Source organism: Serratia sp. TMDUHS_CL (assembly GCF_037137105.1).
In the GTDB taxonomy this organism is placed as follows: domain Bacteria; phylum Pseudomonadota; class Gammaproteobacteria; order Enterobacterales; family Enterobacteriaceae; genus Serratia; species Serratia nevei.
Genome location: NZ_JBBBDV010000016.1, coordinates 47,385 through 70,748, shown reverse-complemented (window position 1 = coordinate 70,748; position 23,364 = coordinate 47,385). Strand labels below are relative to the sequence as shown.

24 protein-coding genes are annotated in these 23,364 nt (G+C 60.5%); 10 read left to right on the top strand and 14 right to left on the bottom strand.

Annotated features, from left to right (window positions below):
- Window positions 1–41: 41 nt before the first annotated feature.
- Together WCL58_RS22765 and WCL58_RS22760 are read left to right on the top strand one after the other, a co-directional pair.
- Window positions 42–998 (top strand): polysaccharide deacetylase family protein, encoded by a 957-nt coding sequence (locus WCL58_RS22765; protein WP_180547942.1) that lies wholly within the window; start codon window positions 42–44, stop codon window positions 996–998.
- Window positions 999–1,006: 8 nt separating this feature from the next.
- Complete coding sequence (locus WCL58_RS22760; RefSeq protein ID WP_060424994.1) at window positions 1,007–2,101, top strand: glycosyltransferase family 9 protein; 1,095 nt, start codon at window positions 1,007–1,009, stop codon at window positions 2,099–2,101.
- A 35-nt stretch (window positions 2,102–2,136) separates the two neighbouring features.
- Here WCL58_RS22760 and WCL58_RS22755 read toward each other — a convergent pair whose 3' ends face one another.
- From WCL58_RS22755 to rfaD, 6 genes are read right to left on the bottom strand one after another with little or no spacing between them, the layout of a single operon-like run.
- Window positions 2,137–3,114, bottom strand: a complete 978-nt coding sequence (locus WCL58_RS22755; RefSeq protein ID WP_180547941.1) for a glycosyltransferase — start codon at window positions 3,112–3,114, stop codon at window positions 2,137–2,139.
- Window positions 3,111–4,352, bottom strand: coding sequence for an O-antigen ligase family protein (locus WCL58_RS22750; protein ID WP_180547940.1), 1,242 nt, complete (start codon window positions 4,350–4,352; stop codon window positions 3,111–3,113). Before WCL58_RS22750 ends, WCL58_RS22755 begins: the two co-directional genes overlap by 4 nt.
- 28 nt (window positions 4,353–4,380) lie before the next feature.
- Window positions 4,381–5,547: a glycosyltransferase gene (locus WCL58_RS22745; protein ID WP_060441455.1), complete on the bottom strand. Its 1,167-nt coding sequence runs from the start codon at window positions 5,545–5,547 to the stop codon at window positions 4,381–4,383.
- A complete protein-coding gene (gene rfaC, locus WCL58_RS22740) occupies window positions 5,544–6,509 on the bottom strand; it encodes a lipopolysaccharide heptosyltransferase RfaC (protein WP_047729607.1) in 966 nt (321 codons plus the stop codon). Before rfaC ends, WCL58_RS22745 begins: the two co-directional genes overlap by 4 nt.
- Before the next feature lie 2 nt (window positions 6,510–6,511).
- A complete protein-coding gene (rfaF, locus tag WCL58_RS22735) occupies window positions 6,512–7,558 on the bottom strand; it encodes an ADP-heptose--LPS heptosyltransferase RfaF (protein WP_047729608.1) in 1,047 nt (348 codons plus the stop codon).
- A gap of 22 nt (window positions 7,559–7,580) precedes the next feature.
- Entirely contained in the window at window positions 7,581–8,510 is a 930-nt protein-coding gene (gene rfaD / locus WCL58_RS22730) for an ADP-glyceromanno-heptose 6-epimerase (protein WP_016929696.1), read from the bottom strand.
- 239 nt (window positions 8,511–8,749) lie between these two features.
- Between rfaD and kbl the strand changes: the two genes are divergently transcribed.
- Window positions 8,750–9,946, top strand: a complete 1,197-nt coding sequence (kbl, locus tag WCL58_RS22725; RefSeq protein WP_004931154.1) for a glycine C-acetyltransferase — start codon at window positions 8,750–8,752, stop codon at window positions 9,944–9,946.
- A 9-nt stretch (window positions 9,947–9,955) separates the two neighbouring features.
- Complete coding sequence (gene tdh / locus WCL58_RS22720; protein WP_025304682.1) at window positions 9,956–10,981, top strand: L-threonine 3-dehydrogenase; 1,026 nt, start codon at window positions 9,956–9,958, stop codon at window positions 10,979–10,981.
- A gap of 40 nt (window positions 10,982–11,021) precedes the next feature.
- Here tdh and WCL58_RS22715 read toward each other — a convergent pair whose 3' ends face one another.
- The 3 genes from WCL58_RS22715 to gpmM are packed head-to-tail and all read right to left on the bottom strand — an operon-like array spanning window position 11,022 to window position 14,866.
- Window positions 11,022–11,975, bottom strand: coding sequence for a divergent polysaccharide deacetylase family protein (locus WCL58_RS22715; protein ID WP_180547938.1), 954 nt, complete (start codon window positions 11,973–11,975; stop codon window positions 11,022–11,024).
- 2 nt (window positions 11,976–11,977) lie between these two features.
- Window positions 11,978–13,312 carry a murein hydrolase activator EnvC gene (gene envC, locus WCL58_RS22710; RefSeq protein WP_049201812.1) on the bottom strand — a complete coding sequence of 445 codons (1,335 nt, stop codon included), beginning with the start codon at window positions 13,310–13,312 and terminating at the stop codon, window positions 11,978–11,980.
- A 9-nt stretch (window positions 13,313–13,321) separates the two neighbouring features.
- The gene (gene gpmM, locus WCL58_RS22705) at window positions 13,322–14,866 is read right to left on the bottom strand and encodes a 2,3-bisphosphoglycerate-independent phosphoglycerate mutase (RefSeq protein WP_100397026.1); all 1,545 of its coding nucleotides are present in this window, start codon (window positions 14,864–14,866) and stop codon (window positions 13,322–13,324) included.
- 297 nt (window positions 14,867–15,163) lie between these two features.
- Between gpmM and WCL58_RS22700 the strand changes: the two genes are divergently transcribed.
- The 5 genes from WCL58_RS22700 (at window position 15,164) to cysE (ending at window position 18,347) form a co-directional block, all read left to right on the top strand.
- Entirely contained in the window at window positions 15,164–15,598 is a 435-nt protein-coding gene (locus WCL58_RS22700; RefSeq protein ID WP_038872623.1) for a rhodanese-like domain-containing protein, read from the top strand.
- Window positions 15,599–15,626: 28 nt separating this feature from the next.
- Window positions 15,627–15,875, top strand: a complete 249-nt coding sequence (gene grxC, locus WCL58_RS22695) for a glutaredoxin 3 (protein WP_336851631.1) — start codon at window positions 15,627–15,629, stop codon at window positions 15,873–15,875.
- A 57-nt stretch (window positions 15,876–15,932) separates the two neighbouring features.
- A complete protein-coding gene (secB, locus tag WCL58_RS22690; protein WP_025304678.1) occupies window positions 15,933–16,403 on the top strand; it encodes a protein-export chaperone SecB in 471 nt (156 codons plus the stop codon).
- Entirely contained in the window at window positions 16,403–17,422 is a 1,020-nt protein-coding gene (gpsA, locus tag WCL58_RS22685; protein WP_038872626.1) for an NAD(P)H-dependent glycerol-3-phosphate dehydrogenase, read from the top strand. The genes secB and gpsA overlap by 1 nt, the downstream gene beginning before the upstream one ends.
- Window positions 17,423–17,525: 103 nt before the next feature.
- Entirely contained in the window at window positions 17,526–18,347 is an 822-nt protein-coding gene (gene cysE / locus WCL58_RS22680) for a serine O-acetyltransferase (RefSeq protein ID WP_004931135.1), read from the top strand.
- Between the two features lie 61 nt (window positions 18,348–18,408).
- Here cysE and WCL58_RS22675 read toward each other — a convergent pair whose 3' ends face one another.
- The 5 genes from WCL58_RS22675 to cpxR all read right to left on the bottom strand — a co-directional run bounded on the left by WCL58_RS22675 (window position 18,409) and on the right by cpxR (window position 22,626).
- Window positions 18,409–19,080, bottom strand: coding sequence for a DUF3313 domain-containing protein (locus WCL58_RS22675; RefSeq protein ID WP_038872629.1), 672 nt, complete (start codon window positions 19,078–19,080; stop codon window positions 18,409–18,411).
- Window positions 19,081–19,184: 104 nt separating this feature from the next.
- A complete protein-coding gene (locus WCL58_RS22670) occupies window positions 19,185–19,958 on the bottom strand; it encodes a CHAD domain-containing protein (protein ID WP_336851630.1) in 774 nt (257 codons plus the stop codon).
- 61 nt (window positions 19,959–20,019) lie between these two features.
- Complete coding sequence (gene trmL, locus WCL58_RS22665) at window positions 20,020–20,493, bottom strand: tRNA (uridine(34)/cytosine(34)/5-carboxymethylaminomethyluridine(34)-2'-O)-methyltransferase TrmL (RefSeq protein WP_004931130.1); 474 nt, start codon at window positions 20,491–20,493, stop codon at window positions 20,020–20,022.
- A 43-nt stretch (window positions 20,494–20,536) separates the two neighbouring features.
- Window positions 20,537–21,931, bottom strand: coding sequence for an envelope stress sensor histidine kinase CpxA (gene cpxA / locus WCL58_RS22660; RefSeq protein ID WP_047729612.1), 1,395 nt, complete (start codon window positions 21,929–21,931; stop codon window positions 20,537–20,539).
- Window positions 21,928–22,626 carry an envelope stress response regulator transcription factor CpxR gene (gene cpxR, locus WCL58_RS22655; RefSeq protein ID WP_004931124.1) on the bottom strand — a complete coding sequence of 233 codons (699 nt, stop codon included), beginning with the start codon at window positions 22,624–22,626 and terminating at the stop codon, window positions 21,928–21,930. Before cpxR ends, cpxA begins: the two co-directional genes overlap by 4 nt.
- A 148-nt stretch (window positions 22,627–22,774) precedes the next feature.
- On the opposite strand from cpxR, the gene cpxP reads away from it, so the two are divergent.
- Window positions 22,775–23,254, top strand: a complete 480-nt coding sequence (gene cpxP, locus WCL58_RS22650; RefSeq protein ID WP_004931122.1) for a cell-envelope stress modulator CpxP — start codon at window positions 22,775–22,777, stop codon at window positions 23,252–23,254.
- Window positions 23,255–23,364 lie beyond the last annotated feature (110 nt).

Genomic DNA, 23,364 nt, shown 5'->3' with positions numbered 1-23,364 from the left:
GCGTAACATAGTGTATTCTGTTGATATCAGGCTCGATATTCATGACTAAACCGGCGTTTCTCATCACCATTGATACCGAAGGCGATAATCTGTGGCAAAACCACGATCGCATCGCGACCGAAAACACGCGTTTTTTGCCGCGCTTTCAGGCCTTGTGCGAAAAATACGCCTTCAAACCGGTTTATCTCACCAACTATGAAATGGCGATGGATCCGGCTTACGTCGAGTTCGCGCGCGACGTGATCGCCCGCGGCGCGGGAGAAGTGGGCATGCACCTGCACGCCTGGAACAGCCCGCCGCTGACGCCGCTCACCGACGACGACTGGCGCCACAAACCCTATCTTATTGAGTATCCTGCCGACCAGATACGCGCCAAGGTCGATCACATGACCAAGCTGCTGGAAGATGCCTTCCAGACCAAAATGCTCAGCCATCGCGCCGGCCGCTGGGCGTTCAACGAATATTATGCCTCGCTGCTGCTGGAATACGGCTATCAGGTGGACTGTTCGGTGACGCCGCGGGTCAACTGGCAGTTTTCGCCGGGCAATCCGCAGGGCAACGGCGGCACGGACTATAGTCGGTTCCCGTCGCAGGCTTATTTCATCGATCCGCAGAACATTGCCAAACCGGGCGTTTCGCCGCTGTTGGAAGTGCCGATGAGCATTCAGTACAAGCACTCGGCGCTGATGAACGCGTTCAAGCAAGGTTATGACCGGCTACGCGGCAAGCGGCGTTCGCCGTCCGTCAACTGGCTGCGGCCGAGTGGAGGCAACGTGGCCAAGATGATCAGCGTGGCTGAGGCGTCGCTGGCGCAGGGGCATGACTACGTCGAATTTATGCTGCACTCCTCCGAATTTATGCCGGGCGGCAGCCCGACGTTCAAAACCGAGCAGGATATCGAAGGGCTGTACCGCGATCTGGAGCAGCTGTTTGACTGGCTGCAGCAGCGTACGGTGGGCATGACGCTGGCCGAGTATTATCAACTTAAAGCGAACTAAGCACGCACATGTCGAAGAAATGGAAAATCAAGGTTGCCGACTGGTTCTTGCGGCGCTATACGGCGAAGTACGGCCGTTTTCAGGATAAGGCGACGTTCGACGGCGCCCAGCAGTTTGACAATATCGTTATCTATTCCACCACGGCGTTGGGCGACTTCATGTTCAACACGCCGGCATTGAGGGCGATGAGGGAACGCTACCCCAATGCGCACATCACGCTGGTGGTGCACAAGAAAAACCGCGAGCTGGTGGAAAACGGCCGTTATTACGATCGCGTGGTGTATTGGGACAGCAAGATCAAGACGATACGCCCGTTGCTGAAATCGTTGCGCGAACATCAGCCGGATTTGGCGCTGATTCTGCACTCCCACCTGCCTTATGACATCATCAGCGCCGTACTGGCCGGGGCGAAGTACATTATCAGGGATAACTACAGCTCGGGCATTTGCGGGCTGGAGCCTTGGCTGACCAATTATATCTTCCATTATTACGGCCACTTTGTGCGCCGCAAACTGGAGCTGATTTCCATCTTAGGCTGCCGCAGCGACGATCCGACGATGGAAATTCCCGTGGATTATCAGCGCGGCGTCAAAAGCAGCGAGCATCCCACCATCGGTTTTCAGCTGGGGGCGTCAACAGAGTCGCGTTGCTGGCCGGTTTCGCACTATGCGCGGCTGGCCGATGAGCTGGTGGCGAAGCACCCCAATGTGCGCATCGTGCTGATTGGCGCACCGTTCGACGACGGCAAGGCCAAACAGTTTATGAGCCTGATCGGCCCGCAAACGCAGGCCTGCGTGGATAACCAGATCGGTAAAACGGGGCTGCAAGGCTTGCTGACGCTGATCGACAGTTTCCATGTTCTGGTCACCGGCGATACCGGGCCGCTGCATCTGGCGGTGGCGCTGAAGGTGAAAACCATCAGCCTGTTCGTGACCGCCGACTCACGCTCCACCGGCCCGATTCAGGATGCTGAACTGCACCGCATCATTCAGGTGTCGCGTACCGGCTATACGATGCCGCTGGAGGCGGAAAGCCCGATGGGGGTCATCCAGCCGCAGCGGATTTATGAGGAGCTGGTCGCGCACGTGCCTTTAGCGCGCTGAGGAGCGACGACGCACCGGCCGCCCGGCCGATGCGGTTAGTGCGGCTTGCGCCCGCGCAGCTTCGAAAGAAAGGTATCCACTCGCGCATAGCGCATCTGGCGGACTTTTTTGCCCGGCACGTCGCTGTTGCGGCAGATATCGGCGGCGCGGCGCAGGATGTGCAGCGTTGCCGGCGCGTAATGATAATAGCCGTATACCGCCTTCGACATGCTTTTCACCTCGGAAAAGCAGTTGGCCAGCATCAGGGCGGCCAACCGGCGCAGTGGCTCATCCCCGGGATGCTGCGCCACAAAACGCAGCATCTTCTCCATGGCGAACAGCAGATCTTCAATATCTTTGGGTTTGATATTGCGAGTGATGCCTTGGCTGTTATCCCGATAGAAATAGAGCTCGCAGTCCAGATGGGCGATGCGGCGGGTTTTGAAATACTGAAAAGGCGTGAAAATCACGTCTTCATAGCGCCTGCCGTCTTCGAACGTTTCCCCTTCCAGCAGCGTGCGTTTATACACGCGGCTCCAGAGATGCCACATCGAGCGTGCGAACAGCGGTTGCAGGCAGCCGAGCCCCAACTGTGAAAAGTCGTAGGTTACGGGCTGAGTCGCGCGGTTATCCGGCGTCGGCGGTTGTTCGGTGAACTTCTGATAATTAAAGTCGATCAGGTCATTTTCACCGGCGGTAAGCAGGGGCCGCAGGATTGCCAGATAGTCGTCGCTCAGCAGATCGTCGCCGTCGAGGAAAGTGAGATAGCGACCGGTGGCCAGCCGTAAGCCGACATTGCGGGCGTGCGCAATGCCGCCGTTGGGCTGTGAAGTAAAGACCACGCGCGGGTGCCGCCGCTGCGCCAGATATTGGCTGACCAGCGCGCCGGAGGCGTCGGTGGAGCCATCATCGATGATCACCACCTCGATATCGTCGCTAATCTGCGCAAATAACGAATCCAGCGCAGCGATAACGAACGCTTCATTATTATAAAACGGCACGATAACGCTGAGCAGCGGCTCCTGAGGATTCACGGGGTGGGCTCCTGAACAGGGGGCTGTTTCGGGACGGAAAGAACGGCGGCGATCAGCGCCAGGCAGAATATGACGGTGCCTTCCGTGCTGAAGAAGATGACGTCGCTCAGGCCGTAAACGAACAGGCTGGCGCTGACGCTCAGCAGCAGCGCGTTGCGCTGCGGCCGGAAGGAAGAGAAGAACAGGCTGACATAGAGCGCCAGCAGCAGCAGTACGCCCCAGATGCCCTTGAGCGAGTAGGTTTCCAGCAGCTCGTTGTGCAGGTGGACGTTGATGTAGGGCATGACGCCAGACAGGCGAGGTTGCTGTGCGACCATCGCACGGATCTCTTCACCGCGCTGCTCGGCGGATTGGCCCCAAGGGGCATCTGTTCCTGTACGCCATGCAATTACCTGCATCGACAGACGGGAAATGATGGAGTTATCTATCTCGGGTTTATCGATCAGTTGCATGTTGGTTTTGAAGTCGGCAATGCGTTGTTCAATCTGCGTTTTAAAGACGAACCCGCAGATGAGCAGCAACACTGGCACCGAGGAGACCAGTACAAACTTGTGTTTCCTGGAAACCAGCTGCTTGGTCGCCAGCAGCGACAGGCAGACCGCTACCGGGTAGACCAACATGGCCGCGCGCGTGCCGGTGAGCACCAGTGCAGAGAAGGACAGCAGGAACGCAGCGATGTACAACGCCAGGCGGTAGCGGGTGCGCAGCATCAGGATGGCTTGCATCATCACCAGATCGATGGCGGTCATCAGGTAGGCGGCGACCGTGGCGCGATCGAAGTTGAGCTCTACGCGCGGGATATCCAGCCGCAATCCCTGATAGAGGGAATAGCCGTTGACCGCCAAGCCGGTGGCGAGAGCCACGACGATCAGCAGGCGCTGCACGCACAACCGCTCATTGAGCGCGATCAGCAAAATGAAGGCGGTCGCGAGCTGCAGTTTGCCGGTCGACATATAAGAGCGATAAATATTGATGTACTCACCCGGCTGTTTGAAGTGATGCATCCAGAGGATGGTTCCCATGCCCACGCTGAACATCAGCGCGGGCAGCAGCAGATTTCTCGCGTTGCTGAAGTAGTAGCGCGGGTACAGGCAAACGGCGATAAAGGCGATGTAGCTGGAAACGTAAAACAGATTGCGTCCGGTCGCGGAACCGAAAGGGATGGTGCAAAAAGCGATGGCGCACCCCAGATAGATCAGATAGCTGAAGGCAGGGTGCGGCGTTCTGTGTTTTAGCATCGGGCGTGTTTTCCGGCTCACGTTTCAATTAAGCGATAAAGGATCGCAGCGTGTCGTCGAACTCAGCTTTGAACTGAGCATAGTTGAAATGTTCCGCAGGATAGCGCTGCGCATTTCGGCTCAGAGTCTGGTAGGTTTCGCGCGCCAGCAATTTCTCAACCGCATCCGCACAGTCGAGATGCGACAGCAGCTTGGGCGCGACCAGGCTGTCGGTCAACGGATCGTAGACCTCATGCGGGAAGTCGACCTCGATATTGGTGAGCTGCCGGTGTTGTTCGACGGTGACCGACGGCGTCAGGCCAATGCCGCAGACGCCGTCCTTGACCGCTTCCGGCTGGCCGTCAACCTGCGGGAAAATGACCGGCACGCCGAAATAGAGCGATTCCATGCAGGACAAGCCGAACGGCTCGGTGATCGGCGTGCTCATGTAGATGTGCGTGCGATTGAAGAAGCCGGCGACGTCATCCTGATAACCGCTGAAGGTGACGCGGTCGCCGAGCTGAAGCCGGGCCGCCAGCGCCTCGAACGCCGCGCGATCCGGCCCTTTGCCGGCCACTTCCAGCGTGACGTCATGCCCGCGCCGCAGCAGTTCCTGCATCATTAATAATGAAACGCTGATGCCTTTCAGGCTGACCAGGCGTGAAGCGGTGCCGATCCTGACCGGCTGCGACAGCGTTTTCGGCGCAGTGTCGATCCCCGCCGGCGTCTTGATGCGGTTGATCACCACGTGATTTGGGCAAGGCAGATTAAAACGCAGCTCCATCACCCGCTTCGACGCGTGCGAGGCGGAAATGACGCCGTCCAGCATGGCGAAGAAACTCAGCGTCTTTTTATTCTTGGGGTAACGCCAGGAGCAGCCGTGATCGTAGTAAACCAGTTTGCCGCGTTTGGGTTTGGCCGCCAGCCCCGGCACCAGGTCCCAGACGATCACCACGTCGGCGTTCGCCCGCTCGATTTTCCACTTCAGCAAAAATTTGCGCAGGAACTGCGGGCAGCGTAACGGCAGCGCATTGATCAGGCGGTTGGCGAAGGTGACGGGCTGATGCGCAGGCAGCTGGCGGCGGATCTCTTCGCCAATGTCGCCGCTGATGCACAAGACTTGGTTGCTGCCGTCGGTGGTATCGTTGATGTACTGCAGGAACAGGCGTTCGACGCCGCCCATTTTACCCAGGTTGATAATATGCAGTTTTTTCATGCTATAACCTTTTGCAACGCCTGCCATGCCGTATCGGCGTCGATTGTCGCCATGCTTTTTTCCGGCGAAATCAGCGAGTGCTGATTTTGCCCGTAGCCGCCGATCAGGCCGGGATCGGTCGGCCCGAACAGCGTGATGTTGGGTTTGTCGAGCGCGGCGGTCAAATGGCTGAGCCCGGTGTCGACCGAGACCACGCCCTTGGCGCCGGCCAGCACCTCGGCCACCTGCTGCAGGCTGAGCTTCGGCAGCACTTCGACATGTGAAAAACCTTCCGCCAACCGCAGCGCGCGCTGATGTTCATGCTCTGCGCCCCACGGCAGTTTGATCTTCAGCCCGCTGTCGGCCGTCAGCGCGATCAGCTCGCGCCAGTTCTGCTCCGGCCAGTGCTTGTCGTCACGCGTCGTCGCGTGCAGAAACACCAAATACTGCCCGGCATCGGCCGGCGGGCGGCTGAGAAAGCGCGCGGCGATGGCGTAATCGCCGTAGCTGCCCGGTTTGTCGTAACCGAGGCTTTTGGCGAACAGCTCACGCGTGCGTTCCACCGCGTGCTGCTGTTTGTCTATCTCATGGCGCACGTTGTAGAACCAGCTGGCGAACGGCTCGCGCGCGCTCTTGCAGTCCGGGCCATGTTTGTTGCCTTTGGCGATGCGCGTGATCAGCGCGGCGCTTTTGATCAGGCCCTGAGCGTCGATCACCACGTCGTAGCGACGTTCTTGCAGCGCGCGCTTGAAGTCGCAGCGCTGTTGCCGGGTGTCGTTGCCGAACCAGTTCTTGCGCCAGCGGCGAATGGCCACCGGGATCACGCGATCCACCGCCGGGTGCCAGGTGGGGATTTGGCTGAAGCCTTCTTCCACTACCCAGTCGAAGCGGATATCGGGAATGGCCTGCAGCGCGTCGGTCAGGGCGGGCAGCGTATGCAGCACGTCCCCCATCGAGGAGGTTTTTACGATTAACACCTGCATGACTATTCCTCGCTGGCGACAAGTAACGGCGTCAGCGCGTCCAACACTTGCTGCGGCTGAATATCGATCAAACTTTGGTGGTACCCCTGCTCGGCATCGCCCTTACGCACCTTGTGGTAGCCGCTGATCAAGCGAATGACCCGCGCCTTGTCGGAGAGCGGCGGCGTGAAGTCGGGGCTGCTTGGGCCGTACAAGGCTATCAGCGGTTTGTTCAACGCTGCGGCAACGTGCATTAAGCCCGAGTCGTTGCTGACCACTGCCCGGCAGGCCGCGATCAGGATCACCGCCTGCTCCAGCTGGGTTTTTCCGGCCAGGTTAAGGCAGAAATCGCGCGCGTCTTCCTGCAGCGCGGCGCGGATTTGTTCGCCGGCCTCGTGGTCTTTCGCCGAACCGAACAGCGCTATTTGATAGCCGCTCTCGATCAGCCGCTGAGCCAGCGCCGCGTAGTGATAGTGCGGCCAGCGTTTGGCGGGGCCGAACTCCGCGCCCGGGCAGAAGCCGACGATCGGTCGGCTGCCGGTCAGGTTGAACGCTGCGGTGGTGTCGGCGATTTCTTCGTCGCTCACCTGCAGCTGCGGCCACAGCAGCGGCTGCGGCAGATCGTCGGCGCGCTGAATGCGGCCTTTGTCATAGGCCAGCGCCACGTAGCGCTGCACCATCAGCGGGAAGGCCGCCTTGTCGAGCACGCGGACGTCGTTCAGCAGGCCGTAACGCATTTCGCCCCGCCAGCCGGTACGCTGCGGGATATCGGCAAAGAAAGGCACCAGCGCGGATTTGAACGAGTTGGGTAGAACGTAAGCGCGATCGTAACGGTTGGCGCGCAGGGCGCGCCCCAGGCGGCGGCGCTCGCCGAGCCCCAGCGCGCCGTGGCCCAGCGGCATCGCCAGCGCCTGATTGACTTCCGGCATGCGCGCCAGCAGCGGGCGGCACCAGGCCGGCGCCATCACATCGATCTCCGCCGACGGGTATTCGGCCTTCAGGGTGCGATAGAGACTTTGCGACATCATCATGTCGCCAACCCAAGAAGGGCCGATAACCAGTATTTTCATACCCAGCGTTAATTCCTTCAGCTTATGCGGTGCGGTTCAACCAGGCCATGTACTCTTTCACGCCTTCGGCGACCGTTTTGAACGGTGCGTCGTAGCCTGCGGCGCGCAGCTTGGTCAGATCGGCCTGGGTGTAAGCCTGATAGCGGCCCTTCAGCTTCTCCGGGAACTCGATGTATTCCACCGCGCCCTTCTGGTGGAAGTCCACCACCGCGTCGGCCACCGCCTGGAAGGTTTCCGCCCGGCCGGTGCCGCAGTTGAAGATGCCGGATTTACCGGTTTCCCAGAACCACAGGTTAACCGCCGCCACGTCGCCGACGTAGATGAAGTCACGCTTGAAGTTTTCGCTGCCGGCGAACAGCTTCGGGTTTTCGCCGCGGTTGATCTGGGTATTCAGGTGGAAGGCGACGCTGGCCATGCTGCCTTTGTGGCCTTCGCGCGGGCCGTAAACGTTGAAGTAGCGGAAGCCGCAGATCTGCGAGTCCGCTTCCGGCAGGATCTCGCGCACGTACTGGTCGAACAGGAATTTGGAGTAGCCGTACACGTTGAGCGGCGCTTCATACTCCCGCTCTTCGATGAACTCTTCGCGGCCGCCGTAAGTGGCGGCGGAGGAGGCGTACAGGAACGGGATTTCGCGATCCAGGCAGTAGTGCAGCAGGTCTTTGGAGTACTGATAGTTATTGTCCATCATGTACTTGCCGTCCCACTCGGTGGTCGCGGAGCAGGCGCCTTCGTGGAAGACCGCTTCGATATCGCCCAGATCGTCGCCGGCCACGATGCTGGCAATAAAGTCTTCTTTATCGATATAGTCGGCGATGTCCAGATCGACCAGGTTGACGAACTTGGTGCCGTCTTTCAGGTTATCCACCACCAGGATATCACGATATCCCTTGTCGTTCAGTGCCTTAATGATGTTGCTGCCGATCATGCCGGCGCCGCCAGTGACGATAATCATTGGGTTACCCCTGCTAAGCTGCTGGCGGGGCACAATGCCCCACGCTCAATGGCGGTTATCATAGCATTTCATGCCGCGGCAAACAGCGGAAGGGCTCCGAATATCCCGCATTGCCATTGAAGCCCGCCTTTTGCCGTGATATCTGCTGCAATTTTAATATTCTCTCCCGCGCATTCTCGTCAGTTTGGTTACAAATCAGTAAAATATGCCGCAAATAGCCCAATCCTGGAGATAACCGAATGTCAGCGTCTTTTTATCAGCAGTTGGAACAACAGCTTGCCGCCACTCGCAGTGAAGGGCTGTTCAAGGAAGAACGCATCATCACCTCCGCGCAACAGGCGGATATCGCCGTTGCCGACGGCAGCCATGTGATCAACTTCTGCGCCAATAACTACCTGGGTTTGGCCAATCATCCGGCGCTGATCGCCGCCGCCAAGTCGGGAATGGACAGCCACGGTTTCGGCATGGCGTCGGTGCGCTTCATCTGCGGCACCCAGGACAGCCACAAGCAGCTGGAACAGAAACTGGCGGCTTTCTTGGGCATGGAAGACGCGATCCTGTACTCCTCCTGCTTCGACGCCAACGGCGGGCTGTTCGAAACCCTGCTGGGCCCGGAAGACGCCATTATCTCCGATGCGCTGAACCACGCGTCGATCATCGACGGCGTGCGCCTGTGCAAGGCCAAGCGCTATCGCTACGCCAATAACGACATGACCGAGCTGGCCGCACAGCTGAAGCAGGCCAAAGCCGACGGCGCGCGTCACATCCTGATCGCCACCGACGGCGTATTCTCGATGGACGGCGTGATCGCCAACCTGAAAGGGGTTTGCGATCTGGCGGACGAGTATCAGGCTCTGGTGATGGTGGATGACTCCCACGCGGTGGGCTTTGTCGGCGCCAACGGGCGTGGCACCCATGAATACTGCGAAGTGATGGGCCGCGTCGATATCATTACCGGTACGTTAGGCAAAGCGCTGGGCGGCGCTTCCGGCGGCTACACCGCCGCCAAGAAAGAAGTGGTGGAGTGGCTGCGCCAGCGTTCGCGCCCGTACCTGTTCTCCAACTCGCTGGCGCCGGCGATCGTCGCCGCGTCGATCAAAGTGCTGGAACTGCTGGAAGAGGGCGACGCCCTGCGCGATCGCCTGTGGGCTAACGCGCGTCTGTTCCGCGAAAAAATGACCGCCGCCGGCTTCACATTGGCCGGCGCCGATCACGCCATCATCCCGGTCATGCTGGGTGAGGCGAAGCTGGCGCAGGAATTCGCCAATGCGTTGCTCAAGGAAGGCATCTATGTGACCGGTTTCTTCTATCCGGTGGTGCCGAAAGGCCAGGCGCGCATCCGCACCCAGATGTCCGCCGACCACACCCCGGAGCAAATCGAACGCGCAGTGGCGGCGTTTACACGTATCGGTAAGGATCTTGGCGTTATTGCATAAGGTAAAACCATGAAAGCACTGTCAAAACTGAAAGCGGAAGAAGGGATTTGGATGACCGACGTGCCTCAGCCGGAGCTGGGCCACAACGACATCATGATCAAAATCCGCAAAACCGCGATCTGCGGCACCGATGTGCATATCTACAACTGGGACGAGTGGTCGCAAAAAACCATTCCGGTTCCGATGGTGGTCGGCCATGAATACGTGGGCGAAGTGGTGGCGATCGGTCAGGAAGTCAAAGGTTTCAGCATCGGCGATCGCGTGTCCGGCGAAGGCCATATCACCTGCGGCCACTGCCGCAACTGCCGCGGCGGCCGCACGCACCTGTGCCGCAACACCGTCGGCGTGGGCGTGAACCGTCCGGGCAGCTTCGCGGAATACCTGGTGATCCCGGCGTTCAACGCCTTCAAGATCCCGGATAACATCTCCGACGAACTGGCTTCGATCTTCGATCCGTTCGGCAATGCGGTGCACACCGCGCTGTCGTTCGATCTGGTGGGGGAAGACGTGCTGGTCTCCGGCGCCGGCCCGATCGGCATCATGGCGGCGGCGGTGTGCAAACACGTCGGCGCCCGTCATGTGGTGATCACCGACGTTAACGAATACCGTCTGGAACTGGCGCGCAAGATGGGCGTGACCCGCGCGGTGAACGTCAGCAAGGAAAACCTCAACGACGTGATGGCCGAGCTGGGCATGACCGAAGGGTTCGACGTCGGTCTGGAAATGTCCGGCGCGCCGCCGGCGTTCCGCACGCTGCTCAATGCGATGAACCACGGCGGGCGTATCGCCATGCTGGGCATTCCGCCTTCGGACATGTCGATAGACTGGAACCAGGTTATCTTCAAAGGGCTGTTTATCAAAGGGATTTACGGCCGCGAAATGTTCGAAACCTGGTACAAGATGGCGGCGCTGATCCAGTCCGGCTTGGATTTGACCCCGATCATCACCCACCGCTTCTCGATCGACGAGTTCCAGCAGGGCTTCGACGCCATGCGCTCCGGCAAGTCGGGTAAAGTGGTGCTGAGCTGGGATTGATCCCGGCAAACGTGAAAAGGGCCGGCATGCCGGCCCTTTTTTATGCTTGCGGTTTGGCTTGCGTCCAGTGCTGCCAATGACGCTTGATGAAGGTCACCGGCGGCGAGCTGGCGATGCTGTCGGCGATGACGCTCAGCGCGGTACCGGCGTTGGTTTTTTCCTTCGGCGGTTTGACCTTGCACTGCTTGATGCCGCCGCTGAACGGGTTCTTCGGCTGCGGTTTTTGCGGTTTGACCGGCGGCGGGACGTAGCTGCCGCCAGCGTTGCCCTGCGGTTCGTTCAGCAGCGCGCTCGGTTTGACCAGCACGATATCGGCGGGCAGCGATGGCAGCATCTGCTGCAGCACCTTTACCGTCGCCGGGCGCGGGTGGCCGATGGCGATGGCGGAGCCGTTGCGCCGCGCCAATTCGACCGCGCGGTTGAACTGGCGGCGGATGTCGGCTTCGTTCGCGGTATCGTCGAGAAACACCTTGCGTTTGATCACTTTCACGCCGGTGCCGACCGCGGCGCGGGTCGCCTGGCTGCTGCCGATGGTCATGCTGTCGAGGAAGTACAGGCGGTAGCTTTCGAGCGCCTGCATCACTTTCTGCATGCCCGGCAGGCTGGAGGTCATGGCGCTGCCCATGTGGTTGTTCATGCCGACCGCGTAGGGCACGTTGTTCACCGCATTGCGGATGATGCGCTGGATCTCTTCGCTGCTCATGGAAGGCTGCAGGGTATCGCGCTCCAGCGGCTGCTTGCTGAGCGGCGCCATCGGCATGTGGATCAAGACTTCGCGGCCCTGGCTGTGGGCGCGGGTGGCCATCAGGCGGGCATGCGGCGCGTTGGGCAACACCGCGACCGAGATCGCCGTCGGCATTTGCAGCACCGCGTTTTCTTCGTGAGGGCGGTAGCCCACGTCATCGATGACGATGGAGAGTTTTCCTGCCTGCGCAGCGTAAACCTGCAGCAGACAGCCTATTAACAGAGCTGTTCGGATTTTGACATAGCGCAAATCTATCTTCCCAACCACGGCAGTGGGTTAACCGCCTGTCCCTGACGACGGATTTCGAAATAGAGCGACGGCGTTCCCTGGCCGCCGCTGGTGCCGACCAGAGCGATCGGCTGACCGGCGCGCACCTGCGCCCCGACGTTGACCAACGCGCTTTGGTTGTAGCCGTACACGCTCATGTCGCCTTTACCGTGTTCGACCACCACCATCAGGCCATAGCCTTGCAGCCAGTCGGCCAGCAGCACGCGGCCATCGGCGACGGCTTTCACTTCGCTGCCTTCGCGGGCTTCGATCACCATGCCTTTCCAGCGTAGCTCGCCCTGCTGCTGTTCGCCAAAGCCGTGCAGCGTGCGGCCGCGCACCGGCCACATCAGCTGGCCGGCCGGACGACCGAGGCCGCCGGTTCGCGCCATCAGCGAGCGATCGGCTTCGCTAGGTTTGTAGGTCGTGCCGGTTTTCTTCGCCTGCTGCTCCTTGATGCGCACCTGTTCGCGCACCTTGGCCGCTTCACGCGCTTCGCGTTCGGCGCGCGCACGGGCTTCGCGCTCCGCCCGAGCGATCTTGTCGCGCATGCGGGCTTCGTTCTGGCGCAGTTCCACCAGGCGTTGTTGGTCTTTTTCCAGCGAGGCTTCCAGCGCGGTCAGCGTTTTCTTGCGGGCGCCACGCGCCTGCTCCAGCTTCTGCTGCTGCGTCTGTTGCTCGCCCAGTAAGGATTTTTGCTGGCCCTGTTTGGCCACCAGCGTGGTTTTTTGCTTCGCCAGCTCGGCGCGGGTCTGCTTCAGCTCTTCGATGGTTTTCTGACGCGCTTCGTTCAGATAGCCGAAATAGGCCAGAATACGTTCGCTGCGCTGGCTTTCTTCACCGCTGAGGATCAGCTGCACGGCGCTGTGCTGCCCTTGCCGGAAGGCGGCGTCGAGCTGTTTGGCGAGGAGGTTTTGTTGGGTCGATTGCTGCTTTTGCAGTTTGGCTATCGAGGCGTTCAGGCCGGAAATGTCTTTGCCCAGCTGGGTGAGCGTGCCCTGGGTGTCGCGCAACTGGCGGCTGGCCTGGGCGATGGTTTTTTCCTGCTGACGCAGCTGATCCTGCAGCGAGCTGCGCTGCTGTTGCTGCTGCTTCACCGCTTTTTCTTTCTCGGCGATGCTCTGCTGGATGTCTTTCAGCTGGGATTTATTGTCTTCCGCCGCCTGGCCGGCGAGCGGCAACAGCAAGACGCCAGCGCAAAATACGCTGGCGCACATGGCGGTGAACGTCCTTGGCGCGGTGCGTTCAGGCAGCGGTCGGCTGCCTGCGTTTGCGCTTCGGGTTACCCTTGATAGTGCAAAAAACGCCTTCTCCCTCATGGAGAAGGATTATTCCACGATGAACAGCGGCTTACCAGTCATCTCTTGCGGGATTTCCATTCCCATCAGCGTTAACAGGGTTGGCGCGATGTCCGAAAGCTTGCCGCCTTCGACCGCCCGCGCCGGTTTGCCGACGTAAATCAATGGCACCGGCAGGCTGGTGTGGGCGGTGTGCGCCTGGCCGGTGGCCGGATCGCGCATCTGCTCGGCGTTGCCGTGATCGGCGGTGATCAGCAGCTGGCCGTCGACGTCGCGCACTGCATCAACCACCTGGGCGATGCAGGCGTCCAGCGTCTCCACCGCTTTGACCGCCGCTTCATACACGCCGGTATGCCCTACCATGTCGCCGTTCGGGTAGTTGCAGATAATGGCATCGTATTTGCCGCTGCGGATGGCGCTCAGCAGCTTGTCGGTCAGCTCGGCGGCGCTCATCTCCGGCTGCAGATCGTAGGTGGCGACCTTCGGCGAGTTGACCAGCACGCGGTCTTCGCCCTTGAACGGCGCTTCTACGCCGCCGTTATAGAAGAAGGTGACGTGGGCGTATTTTTCGGTTTCCGAGATGCGCAGCTGGGTTTTGTCGTGCTTCATCAGCCATTCGCCGAAGGTGTTGGCCAGCGACGCCGGCGGATAGGCGCAGGCGGTCGCGATGTCGGCGGCGTATTCGGTCAGCATCACGAAATCGCCGAACTGTACCTGCTTGGCGCGTGGGAAACCGTCGAAATCCGCGTTCACGAAGGCGCGGGTGATCTGGCGCGCGCGGTCGGCGCGGAAGTTCATGAAGATCAACGCGTCGCCGTCCTGCATTGCGGCATCGGCCTCACCGGCGGCGCGGATCACGGTCGGTCTGACGAACTCGTCGTTTTCACCGCGCTGATAAGCGGCCTGCAGGCCGGCGATCGCATCCTCGGCCACGGCGTCGCCTTTGGTCGCGGTCAGCAGGTCATAGGCCAGCTGCACGCGATCCCAGCGGTTGTCGCGGTCCATCGCGTAGTAGCGGCCGATCAGCGAGGCGATGCGCCCGACGCCCAACGCGGCGAAGGCGTCACGGCAGCGTTGCAGCGGGGCTTCGGCGCTGCGCGGCGGCGTGTCGCGCCCGTCGAGGAAGGCATGCAGATAAACGGCTTTGGCGCCGCGTTGGGCGGCCAGCTTGATCATGGCCAGGATGTGCTCGTCGTGGCTGTGCACGCCGCCCGGCGACAGCAGGCCCATGATATGCACCGCCTTGTCGGCCGCTACGGCCTTATCGACGGCGGCGGTCAGCACCGGGTTGGCGAAGAAGTCGCCGTCGGCGATCGCTTTGTCCAGCCGGGTCAGATCCTGGTACACGATGCGCCCGGCACCCAAATTGACGTGGCCGACTTCGGAGTTGCCCATTTGGCCGTCGGGCAGGCCGACATCCAGCCCGGAAGCGGCGATCAGCGTATGCGGCTGCTCCCGCCACAGGCGATCCATCACCGGGGTGCCGGCGTTCAGGATCGCGTTGTCCTGCCGCTCTTCACGATGGCCGTAACCGTCCAGGATCACCAGTACCATCGGTTTTTTGTTGCTCGACATTGCATTGACCTCTTATGAACTTTTTAAGCTGCGAATAGCCATGCGCCCGCCGCAGGCATGGCTATTCACCCTCGAAAAACCGGCTGATTTTACACCGCCGGCGGCGATAAATAGCCCAAAGAGATCAAGGTTGCGGCGAATCGCGCGGGCTTTTATGCTCTGACGTCGGGAATTTCTCAGCGCAGCCCGCAGTTTCTACAATCGCGCTTGCTTATTGGCTGTATTTGCCGCACTCGGCAGGTATACTCTGGAACCTTGACTTATTTATCCCTTAACTGACGGGAGTTGTTACACCCCATGCTGCAAGAAATTATGCCATTCGTAAGCAGACACCCTATTCTGAGCCTGGCTTGGATCGCTCTGCTGGTCGCCGTGATCGTCATGACCTTCAAAAGCCGTTTCTCCAAGGTTAAAGAGATCGCCCGCGGTGAAGCTATTCGCCTGATCAACAAAGAAGAAGCCGTGGTGGTCGACACCCGCAGCCGCGACGATTTCCGCCGTGGTCACCTGGCCAACGCCATCAACCTGACCGCCAGCGAAATCAAAAACGGCAGCCTGGGCGAGCTGGAAAAACACAAAGCGCAGCCGATCATCGTCGTGTGCGCCAACGGCACCGCCTCCCGCGAGCCGGCGGAGAACCTGAGCAAGGCCGGTTTTGAAAAGGTGACGATGCTGAAAGACGGCATTTCCGGCTGGAGCGGAGAAAACCTGCCGCTGGTGCGCGGTAAGTAACCGTTTAACCTATTTGAGGTGGCAATCCATGGCTAACATTGATATCTACACCAAAGCGACCTGTCCGTTCTGCCATCGCGCCAAGGCGCTGTTGAACAGCAAGGGCGCGGCGTTTAACGAGATCGCCATCGACGGCGATAACGCCAAGCGCGAAGTGATGATCGAGCGCAGCGGGCGCAACACGGTGCCGCAGATTTTCATCGACGGCCGGCATATCGGCGGCTGCGATGATTTATATGAACTCGATGCTCGCGGCGGCCTGGATCCGCTGCTTTAAGCAGCTTGCCGGTTCACCGAGTGTCAATAAGGACGTTTAACCAAGGGTATTACTCACATGTCAGAACAAAACAGCACCGAAATGGCTTTCCAGATCCAACGTATTTATACCAAGGACATCTCCTTCGAAGCGCCGAACGCGCCGCAGGTTTTCCAGCAGGAATGGCAGCCGGAAGTTAAACTTGATCTGGATACCGCGTCCAGCCAGCTGGCTGACGAAGTGTATGAAGTGGTACTGCGCGTAACCGTGACGGCGAGCCTGGGCGAAGAAACTGCGTTCCTGTGCGAAGTGCAACAGGCGGGCATCTTCTCGGTAGCAGGCATCGAAGGCACGCAGCTGGCGCATTGCCTGGGTGCATACTGCCCGAACATCCTGTTCCCGTATGCGCGCGAGTGCATCACCAGCCTGGTTTCCCGCGGCACATTCCCGCAGCTGAACCTGGCACCGGTCAACTTTGACGCGCTGTTCATGAACTATCTGCAGCAGCAGGCGGAAGGCGAAGGTGCCGCACCACATCAGGATGCCTGATGAACACCGTCAATGCTTCAATGACTGTCATCGGTGCCGGCTCGTACGGCACCGCATTGGCCATTACGCTGGCGCGTAACGGCCACTCCGTGGTGCTGTGGGGGCACAACCCCGCGCAAATTCAAACGTTGCAGCAAGATCGCTGCAATCAGGCGTTTCTGCCCGACGTTCCCTTCCCCGATACCCTGCTGCTTGAAGCCGATTTGGCGCGTGCGCTGGCGGCCAGCCGCGACGTGCTGGTGGTGGTGCCGAGCCACGTGTTCGGCGACGTGCTGCGCCAGCTGAAGCCGCATCTGCGCCCGGACGCCCGTATCGTGTGGGCCACCAAGGGGCTGGAAGCGGAAACCGGCCGGTTGCTGCAGGACGTGGCGCGTGAGGCGTTGGGCGAGACGATCCCGCTGGCGGTGCTCTCCGGGCCGACGTTCGCCAAAGAGCTGGCCGCCGGCCTGCCGACGGCGATCGCGCTGGCGGCGACCGATGCGCAGTTCGCCGACGATCTGCAACAGCTGCTGCACTGCGGCAAGAGCTTCCGCGTCTATAGCAATCCCGACTTCATCGGCGTGCAGCTTGGCGGCGCGGTGAAGAACGTGATCGCCATTGGCGCCGGCATGTCCGACGGCATCGGTTTCGGCGCCAACGCCCGCACCGCGTTGATTACACGCGGGCTGGCGGAAATGAGCCGTCTGGGTTCTGCGCTGGGCGCCGATCCTTCGACGTTCATGGGCATGGCGGGGCTGGGGGATCTGGTGCTAACCTGCACGGACAACCAATCGCGCAACCGCCGCTTCGGCATTATGCTGGGGCAGGGCAAAGGCGTGCAGGAAGCGCAGGACAGCATCGGCCAGGTGGTCGAGGGCTATCGCAATACCAAAGAGGTGTTGGCGCTGGCGCAGCGGCACGGCGTGGAAATGCCGATCACCGAACAGATTTATCAGGTGCTTTACTGCCATAAAGACGCCCGCGAAGCGGCGCTGAGCCTGCTGGGGCGAGCCCGAAAGGACGAAAAACCCAGCGCGTGACATAAAACGATATGCCGGGGCAGCGTGCTGACCCCGCAAATGACCTGGGCCGCTTCGCGCTACCGTGTGAAGCGGCCCGTTTGGCAAGGCAGAGGGGAATGTGATGTCGTCAGAAGAGTTGGAGCAGGTCTGGAACAGCATTAAATCAGAAGCGCGAGCACTGGCTGATTGTGAACCGATGCTGGCCAGCTTTTTCCATGCGACGTTGCTCAAGCACGAGAACCTGGGCAGCGCGCTCAGCTATATGCTGGCCAACAAGCTGGCGACGCCGATCATGCCCGCCATCGCGGTGCGCGAGGTGGTGGAAGAGGCCTACAAGTCCGACAACCAGATGATCGTTTCGGCGGCGCGCGATATCCTTGCGGTGCGGCTGCGCGACCCGGCGGTCGATAAATATTCCACGCCGCTGCTTTACCTGAAAGGGTTCCATGCGCTGCAGGCTTACCGTATCGGTCACTGGCTGTGGCAGCAAGGGCGGCAAGCGCTGGCTATCTACCTGCAAAATCAAATTTCCGTCGCCTTCGGCGTGGACATCCACCCGGCGGCGACCATCGGCTGCGGCATCATGCTCGACCACGCCACCGGCATCGTGATCGGTGAAACGGCGGTGGTGGAGAACAACGTCTCTATCCTGCAGTCGGTCACCCTGGGCGGTACCGGTAAAACCAGCGGCGATCGTCACCCGAAAATTCGCGAAGGGGTGATGATTGGTGCCGGCGCCAAAATTCTCGGCAATATCGAAGTGGGCAAGGGCGCGAAGATCGGCGCGGGCTCGGTGGTCTTGCAGGCGATACCGCCGCATACCACCGCCGCCGGCGTACCGGCGCGCATCGTCGGGCGTCCGGAGAGCGATACGCCGTCGATGGATATGGACCAATACTTCAACGGCACCAATCACGGCTTTGAGTACGGCGACGGCATTTGAGTGCCGTCTGCGCAGCCATTCAGGGGGAGCTTCGGCTCCCCCTGTGTTTTTCAGGCGGCGGTCAGCCCTGTTTCGGGAAGTTGGTGATATCGGTAACGATGTCGTCGATCGCCGCCTTAACGTCATCCGCCGTGACCGGCGTGCTGTCGTTGTTGACGGTTTTGCCGTAAGCCTTGCGTACCACTTCCATCACCGTTTTACCGGTATCCTGGTCGATCAGCTCGCCTTCGATATACAGCGCGGTATTTTGCGTCCGGTGCCCGGTCGCCGCCATGGTGCTGGCAACGACCGCCGCGACCGGTACCACCTCATAGAACTTCATGTCTTCGTTTTCGGCGGAAACGGCGGTGATGGCGAGTTTGGCTACTAACACACGTGAGCCTGCCGGGCTGGGCAGAATGGTGAAGCGGTTCTGCAGCGCGGCTTTAATCCGCTGGGTCGCATACGCCTTGATTTTGTTCAGCGTGTCCTGGCTGACGCGCGTGGTCGGTTTTTCCGCCGGGAAATAGACCACCGGTTGGAAATAGAGGCCGCGGTAGTTGGATTCCTTGTAGTTTGGATCTATCCAGCGCAGCGTTTTATGGCCGCTTGGCGAGGTGGTTTCCTGCAGTTTGCTGTAATCGGACAAGAAGCCCGAATATTGAGACGTTTGGGTGACTTTGGACGAACAGCCCGCCAGCAACAGGCCCGCTGCCAGAACCGCCATGGCAACGCTCAAGCGTTGTTTCTTCATATGGTTTCCTATGATGAGTGGTGATTACCCTTACAAAACATAGCGCATTATCTGTGCCTCATCGGGCATTTTCGGGGCCGGGCGTGCCCTGCCGTGGCCTTTTTTCAGGATCGTGATGCGCCGCCGGTTTTCGCCGCCAGCGCCGGTGATAAGGCGGCGAGTAGGGTATCCGCTCTGGCCAGCGCCTGGCGTTGCTCAACTTGCCATAGGGGCAACAACGGCCAGAGATCCGCCTGATGCTCGGCCTGCAGGCACCAGACCTCCCGATCGTGCCAGTCGCCGAGGGCGTTTTGCGCCGCTTTGAGGCCCGCCGTCGCTTCGGCAGAGAGGGAAAGGCGTTGCGGATAGGCTTCGGCGGCATAACGCAGGCGTTTTATCAGCAGCCGCAGACGGTGGCGATCGTAGCCGGTATCGGCCAATGCCCGGCGCAGTTGCCGCTGCTGGCGCTGTAGGCGCCGGTTCAGGCGGTATTTGGCGGTGCGTCGCGCGGTGCGGCGGAAGCGGCGCGGCCAGGCGTGCAACAGCGAGGGAAAGTCGATGAGCTGCGGATGGGCGAGCAGTTGACGGCAGCGAGCCTGAAGATCGCTCCGGCGCACGTTGGCCTGCCAATCGAGGCGATGGCGCGCCAGGTCGGCGCTCAGCACCTCGAGATCGCGCAGCGGCGTCGTGAGCCTGCCCAACTCGGCGGCGGCCCGATCGAGCCGCGTTGCGCCGGGGCAGCCGCGCAACGGGCGCAGCAGGCTGCGAATGCGGCGCAGACAGACGCGCAGGTCGTGCAGCGCTTCGCTGTCTTGCGCCTGCTGCAGCCGCAGCAGCGCCTCGTTCAGCGCCGTCTCGAGGCGGCGAAGCTGGGTGACAATATCCTCGATGAAAGCCATGTGCCGTTCCTGGAAAGAACATCGCAGCGATGATGCTTCCAGTATGGCGCGTCGTCGCGGATTATGCCTTGATCAGCGCGCCGGCATAGTCCAGCTGCCGCCAGGCCTCATACACCACCACCGATACGGCATTCGACAGGTTCATGCTGCGGCTTTGCGCCTGCATCGGGATGCGGATTTTTTGCTGCGCAGGCAGCGCATCGAGGATGTCGGCGGGCAACCCGCGCGTTTCCGGGCCGAACAGCAGGTAGTCGCCGGCCTGATAGCTGACGGCGCTGTGCGCCGGCGTGCCTTTGGTGGTCAGGGCAAACAGCCGCTGTGGGTTTTCGGCGGCGAGAAAGGCGGCGTAATCGGCATGGCGGCTGACGCGGGTGAACTCATGGTAGTCCAGCCCGGCGCGGCGCAGGCGCTTGTCGTCCCACGGGAATCCCAGCGGTTCGATCAGGTGCAGGTTAAAGCCGGTATTGGCACACAGGCGGATGATATTGCCGGTGTTGGGTGGAATTTCGGGTTCAAATAAAACGATGTTCAGCATGTTGCAGGCCCCTCGTGAACGAGGGGCGCAGGATAGCAAACTCTTACTGTTCTGTCTTAGTCGACAGACGTTGATGATGCAGCGGCAGCCACAGCACCAGCCGCAGGCCGCCAAGCGGGCTGTCTTCGGCCTTCACCCAGCCGCGATGCTGGTTGACCGCCGCTTCGACGATCGCCAGGCCGAGGCCGGTGCCGCCGGATTCGCGGTCGCGCGCTTCATCGGTGCGGTAGAACGGACGGAAGATCTGCTCGCGATCTTCGGCGCTGACGCCGGGGCCGTCGTCGTCAACCTCGATGGTCACGCCCTGATTGTCGGCGCTGAACGCCACGGCAATGCGGGTGTGCGAATAACGCAGGGCGTTGCGCACGATGTTTTCCAACGCGCTGTCCAGCGCACTCGCGTTGCCGAACAGCGTCCACGGGCCGGGCGGCGCGGTGATCTCCAACTGCTTGCCCATCTGTTCCGCTTCGAAACGGGCGTTGTCCAGCACGTCGGCCCACAGGTCGTTGGCCTTCAGCTGCTCGCGCGCCAGCTCGCCTTTTTGCTGCCCGCGCGACAGCGCCAGCAGATCGTTGATCATCGAATCCAGCCGCTGCGCTTCGGTTTCGATGCGCGCCAGCTCGTGGCCTTCACCATGGCGGCGACGCATCAACGCGGTGGCCAGCTGCAGGCGCGTCAGCGGCGTGCGCAGCTCGTGCGAGATGTCCGAGATCAGCCGTTGCTGCGCGTTCATCATGCGCTCCAGCGCGCTGACCATCTGGTTGAAGCTGGCGCCGGTGGCCAGAAACTCCTGCGGGCCGGCCTCCAGTTCCGGATGCTGCTTCAGGTTGCCACGCGCCACGTCATCGGCGGCGTTCTTCAGCTTGCGTGCCGGTTTCGCCAGGCTCCAGGCCAGCCACAGCAGCAGCGGGGCGCTGATCAGCATGGTGACGATCAGCAGCAGCAGCGGCCGGTCGAACATCAGGTTGATGAAATCGGATTGCGGGCTGTTGGCGGGGCGGATCAGGTACAGCTGGTAGTTGTCTTCGCCGTCGCGCACCGCGAACGGCCCGACCAGCTCGACGCGACCGTACTTTTTCTTCTTCGGATGATCTGAATTATCGGATTGGCCGATGAAGTTGCGGACGATTTGCATTTCATTGCGCTGCGCGCCGATCACCCGGCCTTCGCTGGTGACCAGCAGCAGGCGTTGGCCCGGCGGCGCCCATTTGTCGATGGCGCGGAACAGGCGGCGCCACCACATCAGATCGTTGGCCGGATCGTTTTGCAACTCGGCCTCGACGTGCTGTTCCAGCATCAACCCCTGCCGCTGCTCGCTGTCGAGCAGCGAGGTCATTTGGCGGGAGTCGAGCTTGGGCACCATCAGCACCAACATTAGCACCAGGGCTAACGTGAACCAGAAAATGGCGAAGATGCGTGCCGTCAAACTGTTGATCATGTTGCAGATACCATCAAATAACCCCGCCCGCGCAGGGTTTTGAACCACGGATGCCCGTCTTTGCGATCCGGCAGCTTACGCCGCAGGTTGGAAATGTGCATGTCGATGGCGCGATCGAACGGGGTCAGGCGTTTGCCCAGCACTTCCTGGCTCAGCAGTTCGCGCGACACCACCTGGCCGAGATGCTGCGCCAGCAGGTAAAGCAGGGTGAATTCGGTGCCGGTCAGATCCAGTACCTGACCGTCGAAGCTGGCCTCCTGGCGGCCGGGGTTGAGCTGCAGGCCATCGACATCCAGCGTCGGGGCGCCGCTGTCGACCTGCTGCTGCTGTTCGCTCCAGTTGGAACGGCGCAGAATGGCGCGAATGCGCGCGACCAGTTCGCGATCGTTGAAGGGTTTCGGCAGGTAATCATCGGCGCCCAGCTCCAGACCCAGCACGCGGTCCAGTTCGCTGCCGCGCGCGGTCAGCATGATGACCGGCGTCTGGTGATGTTGGCGCAGTTCTTTCAGCGTATCGATGCCGTTTTTCTTCGGCATCATGATGTCGAGCAGCAGCAGGTCGACGGAGCTGTCCAGCAGCGACAACGCCTGCTCGCCATCGTGCGCGACGACGATATTAAAACCTTCCATTTCAAGCAGTTCTTTTAACAGCGAGGTCAACTCGCGGTCGTCGTCAACTAACAGAATCTTGTTCATTATGATTTACCTCCAGACGCAAAATACGTCATCAACTGTTGCCATTCCATGACTTTACGTAGTTTTACATGCACTGACGCAGGTTTTCAGGTGTAGCGGTACACTGCTCCTCGTTGATTCGCAAAGTGAGAAAGCTTGAGGAGTTGAAATGCGTAAGGTGACCGCATTAGTTATGGCATCACTGCTGGCAATTGGTTCGACCGCTGCCTTCGCTGCCGACACTATACCGGACACAGCCCAACCTCCCGGCAACGACGCGATGACCCGAATACCCGGCCAGCACCATATGTTCGACGGTGTCAGCCTCAGTGAACAGCAGCGCCAGCAAATGCGCGATTTGATGCGCCAGGCCCGGCACGATCTGCCTGGTGTCAATGTAGCTGAAATGGAAGCCATGCATAAACTGGTGACCGCAGAGAAATTTGACGAAGCCGCCGTGTATGCCCAGGCGGAAAAGATGGCCCAACAGCAGGTCAAGCGCCAGGTCGAAATGGCCCGGGTGCGCAACCAAATGTATAACCTGCTGACGCCAGAGCAAAAAAGTGTTTTAGACCAGAAACATCAGCAGCGTATGCAGCAGATGGAGCAACAAATTTCTGGTTTGCAGCAAGCTTCTGCCCAGAAGTGAAGTACGACTGAGTAGTCCCCTGTTTTTCCTTGCCATAGACACCATCCCTGTCTTCCCCGCCATGATGGCGGGGTTTTTTTTATCCGACATTTCGCTATATTGAGCGCCAC

Excerpts from the sequence above, each read along its gene's own strand:
- rfaC (WP_047729607.1), bottom strand. The coding sequence starts at position 6,509 with ATGCAGGTGTTAATCGTAAAAACCTCCTCGATGGGGGACGTGCTGCAT.
- tdh (WP_025304682.1), top strand. The coding sequence starts at position 9,956 with ATGAAAGCACTGTCAAAACTGAAAGCGGAAGAAGGGATTTGGATGACC.
- WCL58_RS22760 (WP_060424994.1), top strand. The coding sequence starts at position 1,007 with ATGTCGAAGAAATGGAAAATCAAGGTTGCCGACTGGTTCTTGCGGCGC.
- WCL58_RS22675 (WP_038872629.1), bottom strand. The coding sequence starts at position 19,080 with ATGAAGAAACAACGCTTGAGCGTTGCCATGGCGGTTCTGGCAGCGGGC.
- envC (WP_049201812.1), bottom strand. The coding sequence starts at position 13,312 with ATGAGGGAGAAGGCGTTTTTTGCACTATCAAGGGTAACCCGAAGCGCA.
- WCL58_RS22745 (WP_060441455.1), bottom strand. The coding sequence starts at position 5,547 with ATGAAAAAACTGCATATTATCAACCTGGGTAAAATGGGCGGCGTCGAA.
- WCL58_RS22700 (WP_038872623.1), top strand. The coding sequence starts at position 15,164 with ATGCTGCAAGAAATTATGCCATTCGTAAGCAGACACCCTATTCTGAGC.
- rfaD (WP_016929696.1), bottom strand. The coding sequence starts at position 8,510 with ATGATTATCGTCACTGGCGGCGCCGGCATGATCGGCAGCAACATCATT.
- gpmM (WP_100397026.1), bottom strand. The coding sequence starts at position 14,866 with ATGTCGAGCAACAAAAAACCGATGGTACTGGTGATCCTGGACGGTTAC.
- rfaF (WP_047729608.1), bottom strand. The coding sequence starts at position 7,558 with ATGAAAATACTGGTTATCGGCCCTTCTTGGGTTGGCGACATGATGATG.
- trmL (WP_004931130.1), bottom strand. The coding sequence starts at position 20,493 with ATGCTGAACATCGTTTTATTTGAACCCGAAATTCCACCCAACACCGGC.
- gpsA (WP_038872626.1), top strand. The coding sequence starts at position 16,403 with ATGAACACCGTCAATGCTTCAATGACTGTCATCGGTGCCGGCTCGTAC.
- cpxR (WP_004931124.1), bottom strand. The coding sequence starts at position 22,626 with ATGAACAAGATTCTGTTAGTTGACGACGACCGCGAGTTGACCTCGCTG.
- cpxA (WP_047729612.1), bottom strand. The coding sequence starts at position 21,931 with ATGATCAACAGTTTGACGGCACGCATCTTCGCCATTTTCTGGTTCACG.
- kbl (WP_004931154.1), top strand. The coding sequence starts at position 8,750 with ATGTCAGCGTCTTTTTATCAGCAGTTGGAACAACAGCTTGCCGCCACT.
- WCL58_RS22670 (WP_336851630.1), bottom strand. The coding sequence starts at position 19,958 with ATGGCTTTCATCGAGGATATTGTCACCCAGCTTCGCCGCCTCGAGACG.
- WCL58_RS22750 (WP_180547940.1), bottom strand. The coding sequence starts at position 4,352 with ATGCTAAAACACAGAACGCCGCACCCTGCCTTCAGCTATCTGATCTAT.
- cysE (WP_004931135.1), top strand. The coding sequence starts at position 17,526 with ATGTCGTCAGAAGAGTTGGAGCAGGTCTGGAACAGCATTAAATCAGAA.
- secB (WP_025304678.1), top strand. The coding sequence starts at position 15,933 with ATGTCAGAACAAAACAGCACCGAAATGGCTTTCCAGATCCAACGTATT.
- WCL58_RS22765 (WP_180547942.1), top strand. The coding sequence starts at position 42 with ATGACTAAACCGGCGTTTCTCATCACCATTGATACCGAAGGCGATAAT.
- grxC (WP_336851631.1), top strand. The coding sequence starts at position 15,627 with ATGGCTAACATTGATATCTACACCAAAGCGACCTGTCCGTTCTGCCAT.
- cpxP (WP_004931122.1), top strand. The coding sequence starts at position 22,775 with ATGCGTAAGGTGACCGCATTAGTTATGGCATCACTGCTGGCAATTGGT.